The organism is Mycobacterium colombiense (assembly GCF_001665835.1).
GTDB lineage: Bacteria > Actinomycetota > Actinomycetes > Mycobacteriales > Mycobacteriaceae > Mycobacterium > Mycobacterium colombiense_A.
The window spans coordinates 19,647-43,253 of sequence record NZ_LZSX01000011.1 but is presented as its reverse complement, the minus strand read 5'-3'; the positions used below and the strand labels follow the sequence as shown (position 1 = coordinate 43,253).

The 23,607-nt window shown below is 69.3% G+C and carries 19 protein-coding genes and 1 pseudogene; 6 read left to right on the top strand and 14 right to left on the bottom strand.

From position 1 onward, the window contains the following. Positions 1–2: 2 nt before the first annotated feature. The 9 genes and pseudogenes from murD to A5760_RS02330 form a co-directional block, all read right to left on the bottom strand. Positions 3–1,472 (bottom strand): UDP-N-acetylmuramoyl-L-alanine--D-glutamate ligase, encoded by a 1,470-nt coding sequence (murD, locus tag A5760_RS02370; RefSeq protein WP_064877506.1) that lies wholly within the window; start codon positions 1,470–1,472, stop codon positions 3–5. Further along, positions 1,472–2,551 (bottom strand): phospho-N-acetylmuramoyl-pentapeptide-transferase, encoded by a 1,080-nt coding sequence (gene mraY / locus A5760_RS02365; protein WP_064877505.1) that lies wholly within the window; start codon positions 2,549–2,551, stop codon positions 1,472–1,474. Before mraY ends, murD begins: the two co-directional genes overlap by 1 nt. Further along, on the bottom strand, positions 2,548–4,116 hold the full coding sequence (locus A5760_RS02360; protein WP_064877504.1) for a UDP-N-acetylmuramoyl-tripeptide--D-alanyl-D-alanine ligase: 1,569 nt from the start codon (positions 4,114–4,116) through the stop codon (positions 2,548–2,550). Before A5760_RS02360 ends, mraY begins: the two co-directional genes overlap by 4 nt. Then, a pseudogene (locus A5760_RS02355) lies at positions 4,113–5,701 on the bottom strand (UDP-N-acetylmuramoyl-L-alanyl-D-glutamate--2,6-diaminopimelate ligase). Before A5760_RS02355 ends, A5760_RS02360 begins: the two are co-directional and overlap by 4 nt. Positions 5,702–5,817: 116 nt before the next feature. Continuing rightward, positions 5,818–7,785, bottom strand: a complete 1,968-nt coding sequence (locus A5760_RS02350) for a peptidoglycan D,D-transpeptidase FtsI family protein (protein WP_082279305.1) — start codon at positions 7,783–7,785, stop codon at positions 5,818–5,820. 104 nt (positions 7,786–7,889) lie between these two features. Then, positions 7,890–9,176: a hypothetical protein gene (locus A5760_RS02345; RefSeq protein WP_064877501.1), complete on the bottom strand. Its 1,287-nt coding sequence runs from the start codon at positions 9,174–9,176 to the stop codon at positions 7,890–7,892. Then, positions 9,173–10,438 (bottom strand): 16S rRNA (cytosine(1402)-N(4))-methyltransferase RsmH, encoded by a 1,266-nt coding sequence (gene rsmH, locus A5760_RS02340; protein ID WP_155764174.1) that lies wholly within the window; start codon positions 10,436–10,438, stop codon positions 9,173–9,175. Before rsmH ends, A5760_RS02345 begins: the two co-directional genes overlap by 4 nt. After that, positions 10,413–10,844 carry a division/cell wall cluster transcriptional repressor MraZ gene (gene mraZ, locus A5760_RS02335; RefSeq protein ID WP_064877499.1) on the bottom strand — a complete coding sequence of 144 codons (432 nt, stop codon included), beginning with the start codon at positions 10,842–10,844 and terminating at the stop codon, positions 10,413–10,415. Before mraZ ends, rsmH begins: the two co-directional genes overlap by 26 nt. A 397-nt stretch (positions 10,845–11,241) precedes the next feature. Next, complete coding sequence (locus A5760_RS02330) at positions 11,242–11,643, bottom strand: DUF3040 domain-containing protein (protein WP_064877498.1); 402 nt, start codon at positions 11,641–11,643, stop codon at positions 11,242–11,244. Positions 11,644–11,981: 338 nt separating this feature from the next. Between A5760_RS02330 and A5760_RS02325 the strand changes: the two genes are divergently transcribed. Together A5760_RS02325 and A5760_RS02320 are read left to right on the top strand one after the other, a co-directional pair. Further along, a complete protein-coding gene (locus A5760_RS02325) occupies positions 11,982–12,590 on the top strand; it encodes a GNAT family N-acetyltransferase (RefSeq protein WP_064877497.1) in 609 nt (202 codons plus the stop codon). A gap of 165 nt (positions 12,591–12,755) precedes the next feature. Continuing rightward, entirely contained in the window at positions 12,756–13,403 is a 648-nt protein-coding gene (locus tag A5760_RS02320) for an LppM family (lipo)protein (protein ID WP_064877496.1), read from the top strand. Here the strand turns inward: A5760_RS02320 and A5760_RS02315 are convergent. After that, a complete protein-coding gene (locus tag A5760_RS02315) occupies positions 13,400–14,293 on the bottom strand; it encodes a mycobacterial-type methylenetetrahydrofolate reductase (protein ID WP_064877495.1) in 894 nt (297 codons plus the stop codon). The two genes, A5760_RS02320 and A5760_RS02315, sit on opposite strands and share 4 nt — an antisense overlap. Before the next feature lie 260 nt (positions 14,294–14,553). Between A5760_RS02315 and idsA2 the strand changes: the two genes are divergently transcribed. Together idsA2 and A5760_RS02305 are read left to right on the top strand one after the other, a co-directional pair. After that, positions 14,554–15,603: a bifunctional (2E,6E)-farnesyl/geranyl diphosphate synthase gene (gene idsA2, locus A5760_RS02310; protein ID WP_064877494.1), complete on the top strand. Its 1,050-nt coding sequence runs from the start codon at positions 14,554–14,556 to the stop codon at positions 15,601–15,603. Positions 15,604–15,607: 4 nt separating this feature from the next. After that, positions 15,608–17,149, top strand: coding sequence for an alpha-(1->6)-mannopyranosyltransferase A (locus tag A5760_RS02305; RefSeq protein ID WP_064877493.1), 1,542 nt, complete (start codon positions 15,608–15,610; stop codon positions 17,147–17,149). Between the two features lie 10 nt (positions 17,150–17,159). Here the strand turns inward: A5760_RS02305 and A5760_RS02300 are convergent, their stop codons facing one another. Continuing rightward, entirely contained in the window at positions 17,160–17,564 is a 405-nt protein-coding gene (locus A5760_RS02300) for an Rv2175c family DNA-binding protein (RefSeq protein ID WP_064877492.1), read from the bottom strand. Between the two features lie 188 nt (positions 17,565–17,752). On the opposite strand from A5760_RS02300, the gene A5760_RS02295 reads away from it, so the two are divergent. Both A5760_RS02295 and A5760_RS02290 read left to right on the top strand, forming a co-directional pair. Continuing rightward, the gene (locus tag A5760_RS02295) at positions 17,753–18,970 is read left to right on the top strand and encodes a protein kinase domain-containing protein (protein WP_064877536.1); all 1,218 of its coding nucleotides are present in this window, start codon (positions 17,753–17,755) and stop codon (positions 18,968–18,970) included. Positions 18,971–19,120: 150 nt separating this feature from the next. Beyond that, the gene (locus A5760_RS02290; protein WP_064877491.1) at positions 19,121–20,572 is read left to right on the top strand and encodes an FAD-dependent oxidoreductase; all 1,452 of its coding nucleotides are present in this window, start codon (positions 19,121–19,123) and stop codon (positions 20,570–20,572) included. Here A5760_RS02290 and A5760_RS02285 read toward each other — a convergent pair. The 3 genes from A5760_RS02285 to A5760_RS02275 all read right to left on the bottom strand — a co-directional run bounded on the left by A5760_RS02285 (position 20,569) and on the right by A5760_RS02275 (position 23,530). Next, positions 20,569–21,957 carry a class II 3-deoxy-7-phosphoheptulonate synthase gene (locus A5760_RS02285; RefSeq protein WP_064877490.1) on the bottom strand — a complete coding sequence of 463 codons (1,389 nt, stop codon included), beginning with the start codon at positions 21,955–21,957 and terminating at the stop codon, positions 20,569–20,571. The two genes, A5760_RS02290 and A5760_RS02285, sit on opposite strands and share 4 nt — an antisense overlap. 86 nt (positions 21,958–22,043) lie before the next feature. Continuing rightward, on the bottom strand, positions 22,044–22,526 hold the full coding sequence (locus A5760_RS02280; RefSeq protein WP_064877489.1) for a polyadenylate-specific 3'-exoribonuclease AS: 483 nt from the start codon (positions 22,524–22,526) through the stop codon (positions 22,044–22,046). Between the two features lie 134 nt (positions 22,527–22,660). Further along, the gene (locus A5760_RS02275; RefSeq protein ID WP_419538210.1) at positions 22,661–23,530 is read right to left on the bottom strand and encodes a hypothetical protein; all 870 of its coding nucleotides are present in this window, start codon (positions 23,528–23,530) and stop codon (positions 22,661–22,663) included. Positions 23,531–23,607: the final 77 nt, after the last annotated feature.

The following is a 23,607-nucleotide window of genomic DNA, read 5'->3' as shown; positions in this document are numbered from 1 at the left end:
CCCTACCGGAGCGCCGCGCGGACGGCGGCCGCGAATGTGTCGCCACGGTCGGCGTAACCCGCGAATTGGTCGAACGATGCGCCCGCCGGTGCCAGCAGGACGGTGTCACCGGGCTGCGCCACGCTACGCGCCGCGGCCACCGCCGCGTTCATCACCGCCGAGCCCAGATTGTCACCCGTTTGTTTCACTTCTGTCACATCTGCCCCAAGAACCACAGCAGTCGCATCCATACCAGCATCCTCGCCTGTCACAACCTGCAGGACGGGGACATCCGGCGCGTGTCGCGATAACGCCTCTGCAACCTCTTGCCGATCTCGGCCGATGAGCACCGCCCCGACCAGCCGCGACGCCAACCGGGCGACCTCGGCATCGACCGACGCACCCTTCAGCAGGCCGCCGGCGATCCAGACGACGCGGGGGTAGGCCAGCACGGACGCCTCGGCGGCGTGGGGGTTGGTGGCCTTGGAGTCGTCGACGTAGGTGATGCCGTCGGCGACGGCCACGACTTCGGCCCGGTGCCGGCCCACCCGGAAGGAGACGATCGCGGCCGCGATCGCTTCGGCCGGCACGTCGACGCAGCGCGCCAGCGCCGCGGCGGCCAGGGCGTCGAGCACCCCGACCGGGCCCGGCACCGGGATGGACTCGACCGGCAGCAGGGCCAGGTCGTCGGCGAACGCGCGGTCAACCAGGTGGCCGTCGCGCACGCCCAGCTCCCCCGCCGCCGGTTCGCCCAGCCGGAAGCCGACCCGCACCGGCGCCCGCGCGGTATTCAACAGCGCCGCCGCCCGGGCGTCGTCCAGGCCCACCACTGCGACCCGGCCATCGAGCACCCGCGCCTTCGCCGCGGCGTAGGCGCCCAGGCTGCCGTGCCAGTCCAGGTGGTCTTCGGCGATGTTGAGCACCGCACCGGCCTCCGGCTGCAGCGAAGGCGCCCAATGCAATTGGAAGCTGGACAGCTCGACGGCCAGCAGCTCGGCGGGTTGCTCCAGGACGTCGAGCACCGGGTCACCGATGTTGCCGCACAGCAGGCTGCGCCGGCCGCCTGCAGTGAGCATGGCGTGCAGCATCGACGTGGTGGTCGTCTTGCCGTTGGTCCCGGTCACCACCAGCCAGCGCCGCGGTGGCCCGTAGTGGCCGGCGGCGTCAAGTCGCCAGGCAAGCTCCACGTCACCCCAGATCGGCACCCCGGCCGTCGCTGCGGCGACCAGCAGCGGCGTGCTCGGCGCGAAGCCGGGACTGGTGACGACCAGCGCGTACCGGGAGATCTCGTCGATGACCGTCGAGGTGGACGCGGTCGCCACCCCCGCGTCGGCGTAGCCGCGCAGCCGGGCCGGGTCGTCGTCGCACAGCGTCGGTGTCGCGCCGAATCTCGTCAGCGCCGCCAGCACCGCTTTGCCCGTCACCCCGCCGCCGGCCACCAGCACCGGCGCTCCGGGCGCCAGGGGTTCCAGCGGGGCCTCAAGACCGCTCATCAGGCACCTATCGCGCCCAGCCACTCACCGTAGAAAAGGGCCACGCCCAGGCCGCAGGCGATCGCGGTGAGCAGCCAGAAGCGGATGATGACCGTGGTCTCTGCCCAGCCGGCCAGTTCGAAATGGTGGTGAAAGGGCGCCATCCGGAACACCCGGCGCCCGGTGGTGCGAAAAGTCAAGATCTGCAACACAACCGAGCTGACCTCGGCGACAAACAACGAACCCAGCACCACGGCGAGGATCTCGGTGCGGCTGGTGACCGAGAGGCCCGCGATGATGCCGCCCAGGGCCAGGGATCCGGTGTCGCCCATGAAGATCTTGGCGGGCGCGGCGTTCCACCACAAAAACCCGATGCAGGCGCCCGCGGTGGCGGCCGCGACCAGCGCCAGGTCCAGCGGGTCGCGCACGTTGTAGCACCCCAGCCCGGGGGCGGTGACGCAGGCGTTGCGGTACTGCCAGAAGGTGATCAACACGTAGGCGGCGGTGACCATCGCCATGCTCCCGGCGGCCAGCCCGTCCAGGCCGTCAGTGAAGTTGACCGCGTTGGACCAGGCGCTGACGACGACCACGCAGAACAACACGAACAGGCCCGGAGCCAGTGTGACGGTGGCGATCTCGCGCACGTAGGACAGGTCCGCGCTGCCCGGTGTCAGGCCGTTGTTGTTGTGGAACCGCAGCGCCAGCACGCCGAACAGCACCGCGGCGGCGACCTGCCCGATGGTCTTGGCCGTCTTGTTCAAGCCGAGGTTGCGCGACCTGCGGATCTTGATCATGTCGTCGAGGAATCCGACGCCGCCGAGCACGGTGGCCAGGCCCAGCACCAATAGTCCCGAGACGGTGACGCCCTCGCCGTCGAAGGCCATCCCGGCCAGGTGCGTGCCCAGGTAACCCGCCCAGATGCCGGCCAGGATGGCCACGCCGCCCATCGAAGGCGTGCCCCGTTTGGCGTGGTGGGTGGGTGGGCCGTCCTCGCGGGTGTGGTGGCCGAAGCCCTGCCGCGTGAACAACCGGATCAGCGCCGGGGTCAGCAGGATCGATATGGTCAGCGCGACGGCGACGGCGATCAGGATCTGCCTCATGCGCGCGTCCCGCCCGCAGCGCCTTCCGAGTTTTCTGCGGCAAGCGCGTCGGCCAGCGCACCGAGCCCGGCGGAGTTCGACGCCTTGACCAGCACGACATCGCCGGGTTGCAGCTCGGCCCGCAGTAACGCCAGGGCGGCATCGCTGTCGGCGACGTTGACGGCCCCCTTGTCGGCTGCGCCCCAGGAACCCTCCATGACCGCTCCGTGGTGCATGGCGCTCATCGACCTCCCACTTCCCACGACAACGAGTCGAGACACATCTAAGCGCACGGCCAGCCGGCCAATGCGATCGTGCTCGGCTATGGCGTCCTCACCCAGCTCAGCCATCTCGCCGAGCACCGCCCAGCTCCTGCGCTTTTCGGCGGGGCTGTGCCCGCCGCCCGCGCCCCCGCCGTGAGCGATCCAGGCCAGCGCCTGCAACCCGGCCCGCATCGAATCGGGGTTGGCGTTGTAGGCATCGTCGATCACGGTAACCCCGTCGGCCCGGGTGGTGACCTGCATGCGGTGCCGCGAGACCGGCCCGGTCCCGGCGAGCGCGGCCGCCACCTGTTCGAGGCCGGCGCCGCATTCCAGCGCGACCGCGGCCGCGCACAGCGCGTTGCTCACCTGGTGATCGCCGTAGACGCCGAGTTGCACCTGCACCTGCGTCACCCCGGACGCCTCGCGCCGGTGCAGCGTGAATCGCGGCCTGGCCAGCTCGTCGAGCGACACCGGCCCGGCCCACAGGTCGCTGGGGCCCGCGGTGGTGCGCTCGGCTCGGCCGACCCGGACAACCCGGGCCGCGGTCACGTTCGCCATGGCCGCCACGGCCGTATCGTCGGCGTTCAAGATCACCACGCCGGACGGCGGAACAGATTGCGGCAGTTCGGATTTCGTTTGGGCGATGGCTTCGCGCGAGCCGAATTCGCCCAGGTGCGCGGTGCCGACGTTGAGCACCACTCCGATGGACGGTGTGGCGATGCCGGCAAGCGCGGCGATGTTGCCGGGATGCCGGGCCGACATCTCGAGGACCAGGTAGTCGGTGTCGGCCGTCGCCCGCAGCACCGTCCACGGATGCCCCAGCTCGTTGTTGAACGACCCGGGCGGGGCCACCACCTCGCCCAGCGGCGCCAGCACGGCGGCCACCAGGTCCTTGGTCGACGTCTTCCCCGACGATCCGGTGATGCCGACGATGGTCAGCCCGCCGGCCACCAGTTCTGCGGCCACCGCTTGGGCCAGCCTGGCCAGCGCGGCCAGCACCGCGGCCCCCGAGCCGTCCGGGTCGTGCTCGAGCACCCCGGCCCGCGATTCCGAAGCGCCCTCGGGTGCGACGACGATGGCGGGAACCCCGACCGGCCGCGCGGCCAGCACCACGACCGCGCCGCCCGCCACGGCCGAGGCCGCGTGGTCGTGCCCGTCCGAGCGCGCGCCCGGCAGGGCCAGGAACAGCCCACCGGGCTTGACGGCGCGCGAGTCGAATTCGACGGTTCCGGTGACGTGCAGTTCCGCGGCGTCCTGCCGCGAGATGTCGGACAAAGTGCCGCCGACGATCTCGGCGATCTGCGCGACGGTCAGGTCGATCATGCGCGATCCTGCAGCGCCTGCGCCAACTCGACGCGGTCGTCGAACGGGCGGACCACGTCGCCGGTGCGCTGCCCGGTTTCGTGGCCCTTGCCGGCGATCAGCACCACGTCACCGGCGCCGGCCCAGGCGACGGCGTGCCGGATCGCGTCGCGCCGGTCGGCGACCTCGACAACCTCTGCCGCGCAACCACTTTCGATGGCACCGGCCAGGATTTCGCGGCGAATCGACGCCGGGTCCTCGCCGCGCGGATTATCGTCGGTGACGACGACCAGGTCGGCCAGCTCGGCGGCCGTCGCGCCCATCGGCCCCCGCTTGCCTGGATCGCGCTCGCCGCCGGCGCCGAACACCACCGCCACGCGGCGGCCGGGACGCGCCAGCGTGGTCAGCACCGCGCGCAGGGCGCCCGGCTTGTGGGCGTAGTCGACCAGCGCCAGGAAGTCTTGCCCGGCGTCGATCTCTTCCATGCGTCCCGGCACGCGGGTCTGCCGCAGTCCCGGCGCCGCCCGCTCGGGCGACACCCCCACCGCGTCGAGAAGGGCCAGCGCCAGAAGGCAATTGGCGACGTTGTAGTGCCCGGGTAGGGGGACCCCGACCTGATGCGCAGCGCCGGCGGGGTCGATAACGGTGAACTGTTGTCCCGCGGCGCCCATCGGGGCCACGTCGACGGCGCGCCAATTCGCGGGCCGGCCCTCGGCGCTGACGGTGATCGCATCTCGGGCCCGAGCCGCCATTGCCCGCCCGGCATCGTCGTCGATGCACACCACGACGCGGCGCGCCCGCAGCGGCGAATTCGGTTCGAACAGCAGGGCTTTGGTATCGAAGTAGTGTTCCATGGTCGGGTGAAAGTCGAGATGATCGCGGGAAAGGTTGGTGAAACCGCCGACCGCGAAGCCGGTGCCGTCCACCCGGCCCAACGCCAGCGCGTGGCTGGAGACCTCCATGACGACGGTGTCCACGCCCTGTTCGGCCATCGCCGCCAGCATCGCCTGCAGCGCGGGGGCCTCCGGAGTGGTGAGCGCGCTGGGGATGTCGGCGCCGTCGATGCGAATGCCGATGGTGCCGATCAGCCCGGCCCTGCGGTCGGCGGCGCGCAGACCGGACTCGACCAGGTAGGTGGTGGTGGTCTTGCCGGAGGTGCCGGTGATGCCGATGACGGCCACCCGCTCGGACGGGCGCCCGTACACCGTGGCGGCCAGGCCGCCGAGCACGCCGCGGGGGTCGGGGTGCACCAGCGTCGGCGCGGTCGGGGCGCCGGTCGCGGTCATCTCGGCGACCCCGGCGGGGTCGGTGAGCACGGCGGCCGCGCCGCGTTCGATCGCATCGCCGGCGTAGCGGGCCCCGTGGGTCGTCAGACCGGGCAGCGCGGCGAACAGGTCACCGGGCCGCACGTCCTGGGCGCGCAGCGTCACGCCGGTGATGGTCACGTCGGGCACGGCGGTGCCCTGACCTGGGCCGTCGGCCGGGACCGCGCCGACCTGGTCGGCGAGCGCGGGCAGCCGCGCGCCCACGACGGCGCTGGGGCGTAACCCAGTGGGCACCGGCACCACTTCAGTCACACCTCCCTCCGACGCCGCGTGATCCTCATGATCGGCCATGACACCCTACCTAGCCGCAACCGGCCGGGAGGCGATCCGCGCGCCGACCGAGCCGCCGGGCGGCTCGACGGAGGTCCCCCGGGCCCGGCTGTCTGGCGGCGACCCGCTAGGTGGCCTGCAGGGTCAGCGGGGGCCCGGGGTCGGGCGACAGCGGCACGTTCTCGCGCTGCATGAGCCAGCCGGCGATGTTATGGAACAGCGGGGCCGCCGAGTGGCCGGGCGTGCCGTCGGCGTTGCGCTCCGGGTTGTCCATCATGATGCCGATGACGTACCGGGGGTTGTCGACGGTGGCCATCCCGGCGAACGTGATCCAGTAGACGTTGTCGAAGTAGCAGCCGCAGGCCGGGTTGATCTGCTGCGCGGTACCCGTCTTGCCGGCCATCTGGTAGCCCGTCACCGCGCCGGCCGAGCCGGTGCCCTGCTGGTACCCCATCGGGTCCTTCTGCACCACGGCACGCAGCATGTTGCGCACTGTCTGCGCCGTCTGCGGCGAGACCACCCGTACACCCTCCGGGCGCGGCTCCTCGGTGCGCGTGCCGTCGGGGGCGATGGTGGCCTTGATGATCCGGGGCGGTATCCGCAGGCCGTCGTTGGCGATCGCCTGGTACATGCCGGTCATCTGCAGCAGCGTCATCGAAAGACCCTGGCCGATGGGCAGGTTCGAGAAGGTGCTACCCGACCACTGGTCGATCGGCGGCACCAGTCCGGCGCTCTCACCGGGCAGGCCCACGTTGGTGCGTTGCCCCAGACCGAATTTGCGGACCATGTCGTAGAAACGCTCCGGGCCGACGCGCTGGGCGAGCATCAAAGTGCCGACGTTGGAGGACTTTCCGAACACGCCGGTGGTGGTGTAGGGCATCACGCCGTGATCCCACGCGTCGTGGATGGACACCCCGCCCATCTGGATCGCGCCGGGGACCTGCAGCACCTCATCGGGATTGGACAGGCCGTACTCGATGACCGACGACGCGGTGATCACCTTGTTCACCGAGCCGGGCTCGAAAGGCGAGGACACCGCCAGGTTGCCCAGCTGTTTGTCGCCCTGTCGCCCGATGTCCTGGGAGGGGTCGAAGGTGTTGTCGTTGGCCATCGCCAGCACTTCGCCGGACTTCGCATCGAGCACGACAGCCGAAACATTGTGCGCGCCAGACATATTCTTGGCCTGCTGAACCTGCTGCTGCACGTAGAACTGGATGTCGTCGTCGAGGGTCAGCTGGACCATCGAGCCGTTGACCGCCCGATGCCGGTTGCGGTAACTGCCGGGAATGACCACCCCGTCGGATCCGCGGTCATAGGTGACCGCACCGTCGGTGCCCGACAACACCGAGTCCATGGCCTCCTCCAGCCCCAGCAGGCCGTGACCGTCCCAGTCGATGCCGCCGACGATGTTGGCCGCCAGCGATCCGCCCGGATACTGGCGCAGATCCTGTCGTTCGGAACCGACCTCGGGATACTTGTCCGAGATAGCACTGGCGACAGCGGGATCCACGGCACGTGCCAGGTAGACGAAGTTGTCGTCGGTTTGCAGCTTCTTCAAGACGGTCGCCGAGTCAGGCTTGTTGCCCAGGCGGCTGGAGACCTCCTTGGCGATATCGCGCAGCCGCTGCTGCGGATCGGGTGCGGTCGAGTTCTTGGCTCTGGCTTCCTCCAGTTGCTTGCGGATCCGTTTCGGCTGAAACGTCAGCGCACGCGACTCGATGGTGAAGGCAAGCTGGTCTTTGCGGCGGTCGATGATGCTACCGCGCACCGCCTTTTCCACATCGGTGACCTTGAGCTGGCTGGCTGCCTGGGCGCGCAGCGACGGGGCGCTGGTCACCTGCAGGACGAACAGCTGGGAGGCTGCCACCAGCATGAGTACCAGGATGACCACGTTGCCTGCGCGGTGCCGGAAGACGAATGACCCACCGCGGCTGGTCAACTCGACGATCTGGCGGGTGCGACGCTCCCGGGCCGAGTGCCCGGCCGTCACCGCCTCGGATCGCTGTGTCGCCCCGACGCCCTTGGCCTGCTTCGCCTTCCGGAATCGCTTCGGTTCCCGCACGTCGCTCCCGACGTCGGCCTGCTGCTGTTTCAGGCGACGCTTGGGTTGCCGTACGCCCTTGCCCGCCAAGTCCTTACGGGGACCACGTGTCGGCCGTGCCGACTGCGACCGGCGTGCCCGCGGGGATTCTCCGCGGCTCACCTGGGAGCACCTGGCGGCACGACGACCGCCGGCCCGGGCAGGCCGTTAGCCGGCGCGGCGGGCGCCACCGGTTGGGCCGGTGCCGCCGGACGGCCCAGCTGCAGCGGGACCGGAATCTCAGCGGCCAACGGCGCGGGCATCTGGCCAGGAGCCGGAATCGGCAGTCCGCCCAAGGGAATCGGCACCTCGGCCGGCGCCGGAGCGGTCGCCGGTCCGGCCGGCATGGGCAGTCCCGGCGTCGGCAATCCCGGCAGCGCACCGGGTGCGCGTCCGGTGACCGGGCCGGCGGGCGTACCGGGCAGGGGTCCGGTGGCCGGGGCAGCGGGCATGCCGGGCAATGCACCCGTCGTGGGTCCGCCTGGCATGCCGGGCAGCGTACCCGGCACCGCCACACCGGGTGCGGCAGGCGCGCCGGGCACCGGGGGCACCGCCGGCGGCAGGTGCTGACCGCCGACCGTGGACGCACCGTCGGGTGCGCGCAGCAGCGCTTCGGGCCCGGACCTGGCCGGGGCGGGGCCGCCGGGGGCGGGTTCCACCCGCATCGAGACCTCCGGCGGAGCGGCCGGCGGCTTGGGCGGCTGCGGCGCCTCGTCGGGGAGCTTGTTGTTCAGCGGGGGCGGCGGAACACCGTCGGCCGGCTTGGGTGTGCCGACCACCACCCAGTTCCCGGACGCGTCCTGGACCAGGTGCGCGGTGTCCCTGCTCGGGATCATGCCCTGCTTGCGGGCCGCCTCCGCCAGCGCCGGGGCGGCCTCGGCCTCGCGCACGTCGCGCTCCAGCGCTTCCTTCTGCTGCTGCAGCAGCCGGGTCCGCTCCCGGGCGTGGCTCAGCTTGTAGGAGCGCTCGGCGGAGTCGGTGGACAGCCACAGCGTGAGCCCGAGCCCGAGGCCCAGCGCACCGATGATCAGCACGACGAACGGCACCTTGCTGGCCAACGTCCGCGGCCGCAGGTCGATCGCCGCCAGCCGGGCGGCCACCCGCTCGGTCAGGCGAGGACGAACAACCTTGGGTGACTTGGCTTTCCGCGCCTTCGCCCGCGCCTTGGCCTGGCTGGTGCTCTTGGGCCGGGCCGGCCGTTCGACCGGCCGGGCGATGGGGCTGGTCTGCGGACCGGACTTGGGCGCGCGGGCCTCGCGGGCGGGCGCCGAGGTCCGGCCGCCACGCGCGCGCCGCGCCGAACCGGATTCGGCCACGGGCCGGCTGGTCCGCCGGGCAGAACCGTCGCGTCCACCCCGACGGTCGCTGCCGCCGCGCCGTTTGGACGTCTCGCGCTCTGCTCTCATGCGTCGCCTTTCCCGCTTGCCTGCTGTGATTCCATTCGTTGCAACGCCCGCAATCGCACTGCGGCACTGCGTGGATTGCTTTCGATCTCGCTGGCGTCGGCGCGTCCGGCGCCGTGCGTCAGGGCCCGGAAGCGCGGCTCATGGCCGGGAAGCTCGACCGGCAGATCCACCGGGGTGCGCGACGCGACCGCCTGGGCGAAGAGCCGCTTGACGATCCGGTCCTCCAGCGACTGGTAGGCCATCACCACGATGCGCCCGCCGACGTCCAGGGCGTCCAGGGCGGCCGGGAGCGCACGGCGCAGCGTGTCCAGTTCGTCGTTGACCGCGACCCGCAGCGCCTGGAACGTGCGCTTGGCCGGATGCCCGCCGGTGCGCCGGGCCGCGGCCGGAATCGCTTCGTACAGCAGGGCTACCAGATCCGAGGTCGACGTGAACGGCTCGCGGGCGCGCCGGCGGACGATGTGCGCGGCGATGCGACGCGCGAACCGCTCCTCGCCGTAGCGGTGCAAGATGTTCGCCAGCTCCGCCTCGTCGTAGGTGTTGACGATGTCGGCCGCGGTCAGCGGCGACGAGGGGTCCATCCGCATGTCCAGCGGCGCATCCTGGGCGTAGGCGAAGCCCCGCTCGGCGCGATCGAGCTGCATGGACGACACCCCGAGGTCGAACAGCATTCCGTCCACCGATTCGGTTGCCGCATAACCTAATTCGTCCAGCGCTGCGGCTATGCCGTCGTAGCGCGTGTGCACCAGCGTGACCCGGTCGGCGAAGCGCGCCAGCCGTGCCCCGGCGATGTCCAGCGCGCTGGGATCGCGATCCAGTCCGATCAGCCGCAGGCCCGGCAGGTCGGCGAGGAACCGTTCCGCGTGCCCGCCGGCGCCGAGCGTGGCGTCCAACAGCGTCGCCCCCGACCCGTCGGGGTGGTGACGGGTCAGTGCGGGCGTGAGCAGTTCGACGCAGCGTTCCAACAGCACGGGTACGTGCCCGTAATCGTCGGAACTCGAATTGTCAGCCACCGCAACGCCTCCACGGATCTGCCGGCACCCGTCGGCCACTCGGGCCCCCAAGAGACGGGCCCTCGCGCCGCTGCGGGTCTGTGCCGCCCGGACCTGCCTTACCGGGTGCTCGGAAAAATGGGCAGCCCCTGCATCGAGGTCTCTGACCGAAGTCGCGAACCTGGCGTTGGGGAAGTACGCCAGGGTCGGTTCGGGCAGAGGCCACGTTGCACGGGCATGCGCCTCAGATGATGTCGCCGAGTGCTTCATCGCTGGCCGCGGAGAAGTTCTCTTCGTGGGTCTGTTGGTAGTCCTGCCAGGCCTGCGCGTCCCAGATCTCGAGGTTGTCGATCGCGCCGATGACCACGCAGTCCTTCGTCAGGTTCGCGTAGCGCCGGTGATCGGCCGACAACGTGATCCGGCCCTGCGCGTCGGGATGCTGCTCGTCGGTGCCGGCGGCGAGATTGCGGAGAAACGCCCGGGCCTCGGGGTTGCTCCGCGAGGCCTTGCTCGCACGGCGGGCCAATTGCTCGAATTCCGCCCGCGGGTAGACGGCGAGGCTGTGGTCCTGGCTCTTGGTGACCATCAACCCCCCTGCCAGCGCGTCGCGGAACTTGGCGGGCAGCGTCAGCCGCCCCTTGTCGTCGAGTTTGGGCGTGTAGGTGCCGAGAAACACCAGCTCACCTCCCCTATGGGGTCACCCAAACACTGCAGCCACCATACCCCACAATCCCCCACTACGCCCCATTCTTTGAGTGTCGCCGTGGCGTTTTCGGGGTTATCCGTCGTCAGGACGCCGTCAACCCCCCAAATGGGGTGTGTCGAGGCCATCCCCGGGCGTGTTCCAGGTCCGCGGTCAAAGGATATCTACCAGGCGAAATGCTCGCTGTGGGGCGTAGTGGGGAACTCTAGTGGGGCGCGGTGGGGAGTAAATGTCGCGACGCGCCTCGGTTAGGGCTCGATTGGGCTGCAAAACGGCATCGACGGTTGATTGTCAGCGACACGGCCCGCCGCACCAGTCCCGGAAAAATAAAACGGGGCAGCCGATGGCTACCCCGAATGCGTGAACGCGCCTAGTCGTCGAAGCGGCGGCGGAACCGATCCTCCATGCGACTGGTGAAGGAACCCCCGCCCTTGTTGCGGCGCTGGCGCAGCGAGGTGGGCGCCGGGCCGGAATGATCGGCCTTGCGGGACAACCGAGGGCCGGTGATCGCGAAGATCACCCCGCCAAACATGACGATGAACCCGAAGACACTGAGGATCGGGAAGTTTCCGATCATCGTCGCCTTGAACGCCACTCCGGAGACCAGCATCGCCAGACCGATGACGAACAACGCCACGCCCTGCAGCCGCCGCCGGGCGGTGGGTGCGCGGAAACCTCCGCCGCGGACGCTTGACGCGAATTTGGGGTCCTCGGCGTAGAGAGCGCTCTCGATCTGATCGAGCATCCGCTGCTCATGATCGGAGAGTGGCATTCGTCCCTCCTTGCCGACTGTTTGGCACGTGACTACCGGTAGCACGCGGATGCCCGTTGCGGGGGCAACTAATTGAATGATACGAGGTCAATCTGCCCCATACCACTGGTTCGGCGCCGATTCTATCTCGGCCGCCTTCCGACCCACCGCCAGACCGCAACGACCGTGCGCTACAACCGGCTTCCCGAACCGGACGGTTCATCGGTCCGGTGCCACGACCGCCCGTCGGCCCGTCGCACACGGGTCCGATAATGGGCAATGGCGGCCCGGTCCGCAGCGACCACATAATGCCGAGGCGCCGCGCGAGCCTGGATCAGCGATGAGGAGGAGACCGCGAGTTGGCGATATTCCTCGTCGATCTGCTTCCCAACGACATGGAGCGGCGCCTGGGTGACGCCCTGGCGGTGTACGTCGATGCGATGCGCTACCCGCGGGGCACCGAGAACCAGCGCGCGGCGATGTGGCTCGAACACATCCGGCGGCGGGGCTGGCAGGGCGCCGGCGTCGTCGAGACACAGGAAGCCGAAGACGCAGGCGCACAACCGCCCCCGGCAGAGGACCTCGCCAGCGCCCCGTTGCTCGGTGTGGCCTACGGCTACCCCGGCGCACCCGGCCAATGGTGGCAGCAGCAGGTCGTGCTGGGCATGCAGCGCGGCGGCTCACCGCCCCAGGAGATCTCCCGGCTGATGGACAGCTACTTCGAGCTGACCGAGCTGCACATCCATCCCCGTGCCCAGGGCCGCGGTCTCGGCGAGGCGTTGGTCCGACGGCTGCTCGCCGGTCGCCCCGAGCAGAATGTGCTGCTCTCGACGCCGGAAAACAACGGTGAACCCAACCGCGCCTGGCGGTTGTACCGACGTTTGGGTTTCACCGACGTCATCCGCGACTACCACTTCGCCGGCGACCCGCGGGCGTTTGCAATTCTGGGCCGCAAGCTACCTCTGTAACACCCGAACTCGGCACACATCGGAAGACTCCACTTCGATGTGCCACTTATTTAAGTGGCCCATCGGATCTGGCACGATGACCTGGTGCGAGCCAGCTCCCCCCCGCCCCGCAGCCGAGGATCCCGAGCGTTTCGAGCTCGGCGGCGCCGCCTGACGGCCATCGCGATGCTGCTGCTGGTGGTGCCGCTGGCCACCGGATGCCTGCGGGTCAGGGCCTCGCTCACCATTTCCCCCGATGACCTGGTGTCCGGCGAGATCGTCGCCGCCGCAAAACCCAAGACCTCCAAAGACACCGGCCCCCAACTGGACAGCAACAACCTGCCGTTCAGCCAGAAGGTGGCGGTGTCGAATTACGACAGCGACGGCTACGTCGGCTCGCAGGCGGTGTTCTCCGATCTGACGTTCGCGGAGTTACCGCAGCTGGCCAACATGAACTCCGACGCCTCCGGGGTGAACCTGACACTGCGCCGCAACGGCAACCTGGTGATCATGGAGGGCCGGGCGGATCTGACCCCGCTGACCGATCCCGAGGCCGACGTCGAGCTGACGGTGGCCTTCCCCGGCGTCGTGACCTCCACCAACGGCGACCGGGTCGAACCCGACGTGGTGTCGTGGAAGCTGAAACCGGGCGTGGTGACCACCATGACCGCCCAGGCCCGCTACACCGACCCCAACACCCGGTCCTTCACCGGGGCGGTGGTGTGGCTTTGCATCGCGTCGTTCGCGGCCGCGGGCGTGGTGGGGCTGCTGGCCTGGGTCAGCCGGGACAGGTCACCGCGGCTGACCGCGCCGCGAGACCAGCCGCCCGATTAGCCGGGGGTCGGTGACCAGTAGGCGAGCATCTCCGCGAACGTCTGGAAGGCCGGCCCGGAGTTGCCGTAGGTCGCCTCGAGGTGGATGCTCAGCGGGAAGCCGAGCTCGGCGACCCCGTCGATGACGCGTTTGTAGAGGTCGACCATCTGCCGGCGCTTCTGCGCCGGTTCGCCGGCGGCGAGCTTCTTGACGAACTCCTGCTCCGCGGCCACCGCCGGATTGCCCGGGTCCTGAATCAGCCAGTTGATCAGTCCGACCCGGCTCTCCATCTTCGGTACGAAGCCGAACGACAGCAGGATCTCCGGCCGGTGATCGGTCTGGCGGGCGAACTCGGTAAGGAAGCCCACGATCGCGTCGGAGTACAACAGCTGGGTCATGCCGTAGGTGGCGCCCTGGTCACACTTGAAGTTGAACCGGCCCTGTTCGCCGTCGCGGGTGGGGATCAGGATGACGCCGCGGTTGGTCAGCAGCTCGCGGTAGATGGACAGGGCGTCGGTGGGGGCGACGCCGGAGCCCTCGCCGTCGTTCATGGTGCGCGGCACGCCGACGAACACCACGCCTTCCATGCCGGCCGACGTCAGCTCGGTCAGCCGCGTGCGCAGCGACGACTCATCCATGAACGCGGTGACCTGCGTGCAGAGGCCCTTGATCCCCGGCAGTTCCGGCTTGACGACCGACCAGAACTCGAGCACGTCCAACTTGGGCTTCATCTGGATGGGACGGTCGTCGTCCTCGGCGATGATCCCCGGAATCATCACGTGCCGGATCCGGCCGCCCAGACCGGCGTCGGCCGAATTCCGCACCACTTTCTGCGCCTCTTCGAGCGCGCGCTCCCGACCTTCGTCGGCGTTCGGCGGCACCAGCTCGAGCGCAATGGTGTTGAGGGTCACGCGGCTTCTCTCCATCTGACGACTATCGGCCCGGGCCTTCTGGTGGCCGCGCGGTCTGCGCGCGGGCCCAGTGCACCCGCCAGCATAGGGGCGAGTTAGTGAGGCAGGCGAAGCAACTGGGTCCACCCGCCCGGGTCACGTGCGGAGCAGCACGGGTGGCGCGGCGAATACACTGGTCGGGCCTGGAACACCCAGCCAGCCGAGCAGAAAGGGGTGCCGCGCTGAGCCTAGGAGCTTCAGAAGCAGCGGCAACCGTCGAGTTGACCGGCGCCATCACCGACCAATTGCGGCGGTACATGCACGACCGGCGCACCGAAACCGCGTACATCGGTGACGACTACAGCGGTCTGATCGCCGCGCTGGAAGATTTCGTACTCAACGGGGGCAAGCGGTTACGGCCCGCGTTCGCCTATTGGGGCTGGCGCGCCGTCACCACCGAAGCCCCCGATGAGCAAGCGCTGCTGCTGTTTTCAGCGCTCGAGCTGCTGCACGCCTGCGCGCTGGTGCACGACGACGTGATCGACGACTCCTCGACCCGCCGGGGCCGGCCGACCACCCATGTCCAGTTCGCGACGCTGCATCGCGACCGGCACTGGCAGGGCTCGCCGGAGCAGTTCGGCATATCGGCCGCCATCCTGCTCGGCGATCTCGCGCTGGCCTGGGCCGACGACATCGTCTTCGGTGTCGAATTGACGCCGCAGGCTTCCAGGCGGGTTCGGCGGGTGTGGGCCAACATTCGCACCGAGGTACTCGGCGGCCAGTACCTCGACATCGTCGCCGAGGCCAGCGCGGCCGCCTCGATCGCCTCGGCGATGAACGTCGACACCTTCAAAACCGCCTGCTACACCGTGTCCCGGCCGCTGCAGCTCGGGGCGGCCGCCGCGGCCGACCGGCCCGACGTCCACGACGTCTTCAGCCAGTTCGGAACGGATCTGGGGGTGGCGTTTCAGTTGCGCGACGACGTGCTGGGGGTATTCGGTGATCCCGCGGTCACCGGCAAGCCGTCCGGGGATGATCTGCGGTCCGGCAAGCGCACGGTGTTGCTGGCCGAGGCGGTGGAGTTGGCGGAGCGGTCGGACCCGGTGGCGGCCAACCTGTTACGCACCTCGATCGGGGCTCAGCTGACCGACGCGCAAGTGGATCAGCTGCGCGACGTCATCGAGTCGGTGGGCGCCCTGGCGGCGGCCGAACAACGGATCGCCGCGTTGACCCAGCGGGCGCTGGCCACGCTGGCGGCCGCACCCATCAACACGGCGGCCAAAGCGGGGCTGTCCGAATTGGCCAAGCTGGCCACGAACCGGTCCGCCTGAACCGATGACGACGCCCACCGACGCCCCGGCCGCGGATTCGCGGGCAGCCAAACCCTCTCGCGGCGAACGGTTTTCCCAGCTGAGGGCATTCGTCGCGTCCCGCGACTCCGGTCCTGCGAAGCTGGGCATGTTGGGATCGGTGCTGATCACACTGGGCGGGCTGGGCGCGGGCAGCACCCGCCAGCACGACCCGCTGCTCGAGTCAATGCACATGTCCTGGTTGCGTTTTGGCCACGGCCTGGTGCTGTCGTCGATCGTGTTGTGGATCGGCGTCGGCCTGATGCTGATCGCGTGGCTGGCCCTGGGCCGTCGGGTGCTGGCCGGCGAGGCGAGCGAGTTCGTCATGAAAGCCACCACCGGCTTCTGGCTGGCGCCGTTGCTGGTGTCGGTGCCCGTCTTCAGCCGGGACACCTACTCGTATCTGGCGCAGGGCGCGCTGCTGCGCGACGGCCTGGACCCGTACGCGGTGGGGCCGGTCGCCAACCCAAACAGCCTGCTGGACAACGTCAGTCCCATCTGGTCGATCACAACGGCACCCTATGGCCCGGTGTTCATCCTGGTGGCGAAGGTCATCACCATCCTGGTGGGCAACAACGTGGTGGCGGGCACCGCGTTGCTGCGGCTGTGCATGCTGCCCGGCCTGGTGCTGCTGGTCTGGGCGACGCCGCGGGTGGCGCGGCATCTGGGCACCGACGGTTCGACGGCGCTGTGGATCTGTGTGCTCAACCCCCTGGTGCTCATCCATCTGATGGGCGGGGTGCACAACGAGATGCTGATGGTGGGCCTGATGGCCGCCGGCATCGCACTGACGTTCGCCGGCCGCCACGTCGCGGGCATCACGCTGATCACCGTCGCCATCGCGGTCAAGGCCACCGCCGGCATCGCGCTGCCCTTCCTGGTGTGGGTGTGGACGCGGCACCTGTGCGATCGGCGGGGATACCGGCCGGTGCCAGCCTTTTTCGCCGCCACGGCGTTGTCGCTGCTGATCTTCGCCGTGGTCTTCGCGATCCTGTCCGCGGTGGCCGGCGTCGGCCTTGGGTGGCTGACCGCGCTGGCCGGATCGGTGAAGATCATCAACTGGCTGACCGTGCCGACCGCCGCCGCCAACCTGATCCACGCGATCGGCAGCGGCTTCTTCCCGGTGAGCTTCTACCCGATCCTGCGCGTCACCCGGCTGGTCGGCATCGCGATCATCGCAATCTCACTGCCGCTGTTGTGGTGGCGGTTCCGCCGCGACGACCGGGCCGCTCTGACCGGCATCGCGTGGTCGATGCTGATCGTGGTGCTCTTCGTGCCGGCCGCGCTGCCCTGGTACTACTCGTGGCCGCTGGCGATCGTGGCCCCGCTGGCGCAGTCGCGGCGCGCGGTCGCGATCATCGGCGGCCTGTCGACCTGGGTGATGGTGATCTTCAAACCCGATGGCTCGCACGGGATGTACTCGTGGCTGCACTTCTCGCTGGCCACCGTGTGCGCGCTGATCGCCGGGTACAGCCTGTACCGGGCTCCCGCGCGGCAAGCCGAGCGGGCCGACGTCACCGCCGGATGAGCGATCGGGCTCAGTAGGCCATCGCCTGTGCCCGGCGCACGATTTCCCGCGCCTGGTGGGCGTGCAGGGCGTCGACGGGACGGGCGTTGTTGAGGGCATCCCGACTGCCGTCGCGCGTGACCGTCAACGAGGGGTCGCGGGTGAACAACCAGCGCACGATCTCGGTGTCGTGATAGCCGCCATCGTGCAGGATCGTCAACAATCCGGGCAGGCTCTTGACCACCTCACCGGACTTGGTGAAGAACACCTGCGGTACCACCAGTCCCTCGTCGCGGCGAACCGCAACCAGGTGCCCCTCCCGGAGTTGCTGGTGCACCTTGGTGACCGGCACTCCCATCAGTTCGGCGACCCGCTTGAGGTCGTAGATCGGCTCGTCGGGTTCTAGCACATCGTCGCCGGCAGGAATACTGCTCATCCGGGCAAGTGTAGGCCTAGATGCCTACGTTGAGCCCGTGTTCTACCGGCCAATCACGGCCGCACACCTACGATGGCCCCGTGGCCCAAGCTGAATCGCCCGGCCCTCCCCCGCGAGCGGGCGGGACCCCCGTCTCGGGCCGGCGCGGCCCGCACCGTCGCCGATCCGAGGCAGGGTGGGTCGATCCGCTGGACAACACTTTGCTGGACGGCCGCTACCTGGTTCAGTCCAGGATCGCCAGCGGCGGGACGTCGACGGTGTATCGCGGCCTGGACACCCGGCTCGACCGTCCCGTCGCCGTGAAGGTGATGGACTCCCGCTACGCGGGCGACGAGCAGTTCCTGACCCGCTTCCAGCGCGAGGCGCAAACCGTGGCCCGGCTGAAGGATCCCGGGCTGGTGGCGGTCTACGACCAGGGCCTGGACGCCCGGCACCCGTTCCTGGTGATGGAGCTCATCGAGGGTGGCACGCTGCGCGAACTGCTGGGCGAACGCGGACCCATGCCGCCGTACGCCGTGGCGGCGGTGCTTCGTCCGGTGCTCGGCGGGCTGGCAGCCGCCCACCGGGCCGACCTGGTGCACCGCGACGTCAAGCCCGAGAACGTGCTGATCTCCGACGACGGCGAGGTGAAAATCGCCGACTTCGGTTTGGTCCGGGCCGTCGCGGCCGCCGGAATCACCTCCACCAGCGTGATTTTGGGCACCGCGGCCTACCTGTCACCCGAGCAGGTGCGCGACGGCGAAGCCACTCCGCGCAGCGACGTCTACTCCGCGGGGATCATGACCTATGAGCTGTTGACCGGGCGCACCCCGTTCACCGGCGACTCGGCGTTGTCGCTCGCCTACCAGCGGCTGGACACCGACGTGCCGCCGCCCAGCGCGGTCATCGTCGGTGTGCCCGCGCAGTTCGACGAATTCGTCGAGCGCGCGACGTCCCGCGACCCGGCCGAACGGTATGCCGACGCGATCGAGATGCGCGCCGACCTCGACGCGATCGCCGAAGAGCTTGTGCTGCCCAACTTTCGGATGCCGGCGCCCCGCAACTCCGCACAACACCGGTCGGCCGCGCTGCAGCGCAGTCAGACCCCCCATCCGCCGGCTACCACGCAGCAGCCTCAGCCACCCGGCCCGGCGCCGGTGCGTCAGCCCACTCGCCAGATGACGCGGGGCCCCGAGGACTGGTCGGAGCCGGTACGCCCGGCGCAGACCGACGACGAGGACGAGGACGATTACGAATATGATTTGGCCGCAGGCGAATTCGCGGGAATCCCGATCAATGAATTCGTGTGGGCGCGCCAGCACAGCCGGCGCATGGTGCTGGTCTGGGTGGCGCTGGTGCTGGCGCTCACCGGGCTGGTCGCCACCGCGGCGTGGACGATCGGAAGCAACCTGAACGGACTGCTGTAGCGGGTTGGTGTGCCGGCGTTCACCCAGCAAGGAAGGCGCCGCCCGGCGGCCAGCACCTTGGTTCAGTCGACCGCGCTCCCGGCGACACGCATCTTAACGAAATCACAAAGTTCTCTTATTTTTCTTAATTTTGGTGTACCGTACTTCTGCATGGGTTCGACAATGCATAGCGTCGACTCGCCGAACCGGCTCGGCGAGCACGCAGTCGTACTGGGTGCCGGAATGGCGGGTTTGCTTGCCGCGCGCGTACTTTCGGAGTTCTACGATTCGGTCAGCGTGGTCGAGCGGGACAGGTTGCCCGACCACCCGTGCCACCGCAGGGGCATCCCCCAGGGCCGCCACGCGCACAACTTCCACAGCCGGGGCCTGCAGGCACTGGACGAATTGTTTCCCGGGCTGCTCGAGGACCTGTCCAGGGCAGGCGCCGTTGTCGTCGATGACGGCGATTTGTCGCGGTTCTACGTGCGTGTCGGACGCTACGAGCTGAAACACTCGGGCACGTTCAGCGATCCGGACGCGTTGGCGCTCCTTATGACGACCCGGCCGTTCATGGGGTTTCACCTGCGCCGGCGGGTCAAGGCCCTGCCCAATGTGAACTTCCTCGACGGGCACGACGTGTCCGGGCTTCTCACCACCGCGGACATCGTCAACGGTGTACGAATCACCCGGCGCTACAACGGTTTTCTTACCGCGCTGGACGCCGACCTGGTGGTGGACGCCATGGGACGGGGGGCGCGCACGCCGGCGTTCTTGGAGAGCCTGGGGTACGAACGGCCAACCGAGGACCGGGCGGTGGCCAGATACTGCTATGCCAGCCAACAGCTGAGCATGCCCCAGGGATCGATCGCCCAGCGTCTGGTGATGTTCAACCCCGGGGCCGGCCGGCCGGGCGGTTTGTTGCTTGCCAACGAGCACGACACGTTCATGCTGGCGATCGGCGTGCCGGCCGACGGTGGCGAGCCACCAACCGATTTCGACGCAATGCTCGCGATGGCCGAGCCGTCGCTACCCCCGGCAATCACCGAGGGCCTGCGCGGTGCATATCCGATCGGGGAGGCCGCGACCTATCACCACGCCGCCGCGATCTGGCGACGCTACGACCAGGTGGACGAATTCCCTTCAGGGCTGCTGGTGGTCGGCGACGCATTATGCAGTCTCGATCCGACCTACGGCCAAGGCATGACGATCGGTGCGCTGGAGGCACTGACGCTGCGCGATTGTCTACGCGCGGGAGATGCGCACCTGGCACAGCGCTTTTTCCGGGCGACGGCCCAGTACATCGGCCAGACGTGGGCCGCCAATCAGGCCCGAGACCTGGCTACCTCGGGCGCCCACCGGCCACGCGGGATCGGGCAGCGACTGCAGGGCTGGATGTCCAGGGCGGCACTGAACGCCTCCACCCGGGACGTCGTCCTGACCGAGCGCTTCTTTCGAGTCTCCAACTTCATCGACCCGCCGTCGCGGCTCCGAGATCCCGCCCTGCTGCCGCGCATCGTATGGGGCAACCTACGAGCCCGGTTCACGCAGCAGCGAAGCCGCACGGCCACGGCTCCGGTCGCGCCGCAGAGCCCACCGAGGGAGCGGCTTTCGGTGCGCCGCTAGTCGCGCAGCATCTCGGCGACGAGGAAGGCCAACTCCAGCGACTGCTGGGTGTTCAGTCGTGGGTCGCAGGCGGTTTCGTAACGGCCTACCAGGTCGGTGTCCGAAATGTCTTGCGCCCCACCCAGACACTCGGTGACGTTGTCGCCGGTGATCTCGACGTGGATGCCGCCCGGGTGGGTGCCCAGCGCGCGGTGCACCTCGAAGAAGCCCTGCACCTCGTCGACGATGCGGTCGAAGTGGCGGGTCTTGTAGCCGTTGGACGATTCGTGAGTATTGCCGTGCATCGGGTCGCACTGCCAGATCACCCGGTGACCGGTGGCCTGGACCTTCTCCACGATCGGGGGCAGCAGATCGCGAACCTTGTTGTTGCCCATCCTGCTCACCAGCGTCAGCCGGCCGGGCTTGTTGTTCGGGTCGAGCCGCTCCACGTATTCGACGGCCAGCTCCGGCGTGATCGTCGGGCCGATCTTGACGCCGATCGGGTTGGCGATCACCTCGGCGAACGCGATGTGCGCGCCGTCGAGCTGGCGGGTGCGCTCACCGATCCACACGGTGTGCGCCGACAGGTCGTACAACTGCGGCTCGCCGCTGTCGCTTTCGGACAGGCGCAGCATGGACCGCTCGTAGTCGAGCACCAAAGCCTCGTGGCTGGCGTAGATCTCGGCGGTCTGCAGGTTGCGGTCGGCCACGCCGCAGGCGCTCATGAAGCGCAGGCCGCGGTCGATCTCGGTGGCCAGCGCCTCGTAACGGGCGCCGGCCGGCGAGGTCCGGACGAATTCGCGGTTCCAGTCGTGCACCAGGTGCAGCGACGCCAAACCCGAAGACGTCAGCGCCCGAACCAGATTCATCGCAGCGCTGGCGTTGGCGTAGGCGCGCACCAACCGCGACGGGTCGTGCTCGCGCACCGCCGCGTCCGGCGCGAAGCCGTTGATCATGTCGCCGCGGTAGGACTTCAGCCCCAGCGCGTCGATGTCGGCCGATCGCGGCTTGGCGTACTGCCCGGCGATGCGGGCCACCTTGACCACCGGCAGGCTCGAGCCGTAGGTCAGCACCACCGCCATTTGCAGCAGGGCGCGCACATTGCCGCGAATGTGGGGTTCGGTGTTCTCGGTGAACGTCTCCGCGCAGTCGCCGCCCTGCAGCAGGAACGCCTCCCCCCGGGCCACCTGGGCCAGCTGCTCTTGCAACATGACAATCTCCGACGGCACCGTCACCGGCGGCACGCTCTCCAGGACCGTGCGCATCGCAGTCGCCCGGTCGGCGGGCCAGCTGGGCTGCTGGGCGGCCGGTTTGGCCAGCGCGGCGTCCAACCGCGCCCGCAGATCGGTCGGCAGCGGCGGCAGCGGCGGCAGCTGATCGATCGGTATGTCGACGGTCCAGTTCATCGGTTCATCCTAGCTGGGGCACGGACGCCCCAGGTCAGAGTTGATCTTTGCGAACTCGATTCGGCGGGCCGTTCCGCCCGCCGTTCTCAGCCCCCGGCCGTGATGAGCCGGTACCTGCGGAGCTGATCGCGCGCGTCGACCAGCGCGTCGTGCGTATCGGAGGGCCGCGGCGGCATCCGCGGGCTGCCCCGGTCTTCCCACAGTTGCCGCAGCTCGCGGGTGAAACGGGGGATGCAGCGCGGCAACTCCGGCATCGTCCCCCACAGCTGGCACAAGGCCACGTGGTCGTAGGCCGCCACCCACGCCCATAGCTCGATCGGCTCGGCGCCGCCGACCCCGAAGAAGCCCTCCAGGTCTTCGCGGATCTGACGGCGGGAGCGCCACAGCTGCGACGCCGGCGGCGGCAACTTGGGCAACACGTTGGCGCGCACCCAGGGCCCGGCGCGCTCGGGATCGAATTCCGTGGACACCGCGTAGTACTCGCGGCCGTCTTCTGCGGCCACCCCGATCGAGATCAGCTCGATGGTGCGGCCGTCCTCGATGAATTCGGTGTCGTAGAAATACCGCACCGGAGACAGCCTAGACCGGCGACGATGAGTGCCGGCACGGCACGAAGGAGCAGCCGGTCCAGCGGCCTAGACCGGCGACGATGAGTGCCGGGGCGGCACGAAGGAGGAGCCGGTCCAGCGGCCTAGGCAGGAGGTCAACGGCTGATCAGGATGGGCCCGGTGGGCGCCGGCGCGGGGTGGACCTCGTGGTCGAGCGTGGCGTCGACCGTGCGTTCGTCGGGCAACCGCGGTGTGCCGGCGATCGCGCACTGCAAGTACAGCTTGGCCCGCACCACCGGGCGGCGCAGCGTCCGCTCGCGTTGCAGCGCGCGGCGCATCTTGTCCGGCTGCGTCGAGTAGCGCCACCGGGCCCAGGGGGCGTGCGGGCGCGACAGCCGGATTGCGCCGATGACCAGCAAAACCACCAGGAACATGCCCAGCAGGCCCGTCCACACCTTGCCCTTGAGCACCACCACCACGGCGAGCGGCAGCGTCAACGCCATGGCGCCGGCCACCACGGCCCGCAGCGCCGTCGATTCGGCGTTGTGCCAGATCGGCAGGAAGAACATCAGCGGGTGCAGCCCCATGATCAACAGCCCGGCCACCGCCACCGCGGCGAACACCGCGTCCACCGAGGTGCGGCCGTCCTCGGACCAGTAGACGTCGGACAGGTGCAGGATCAACGCGTACTCGTCCAGAACCAGGGCGGCGCCGATCCCGAAAAAGGTTGCGGCAATGGTGAATTCGGGTTCGTGGCCGTCGATGGACAGCGTGACCAGCGTCAGGCCGGACAGCAGGGTCAGCACCACCCCGAAGGTCACGTGGTGAATGTGCACTCCGCCGACGTGGACGTTGCGCGGGTGCCACCACCGGGTGGGCCGGTCGTTGTCGGTGCGGTGCCGGATCAACCGCACGAACGTTCGCGTGACGAAGAACGTCAGGATGAAGGCGACCAGGCAGCACAGCAGCGGCAGGTGGCCGCGGTCGTAGACGTCATGTGCGAACCATCTGGTCACCTCGGCCACGAACGAATGGAGCACCCTTGAAACGTACGCCTGTCTGCGCCGGGCCCGTGGGACCCGCGCTGCACCAGGCGGGTCGG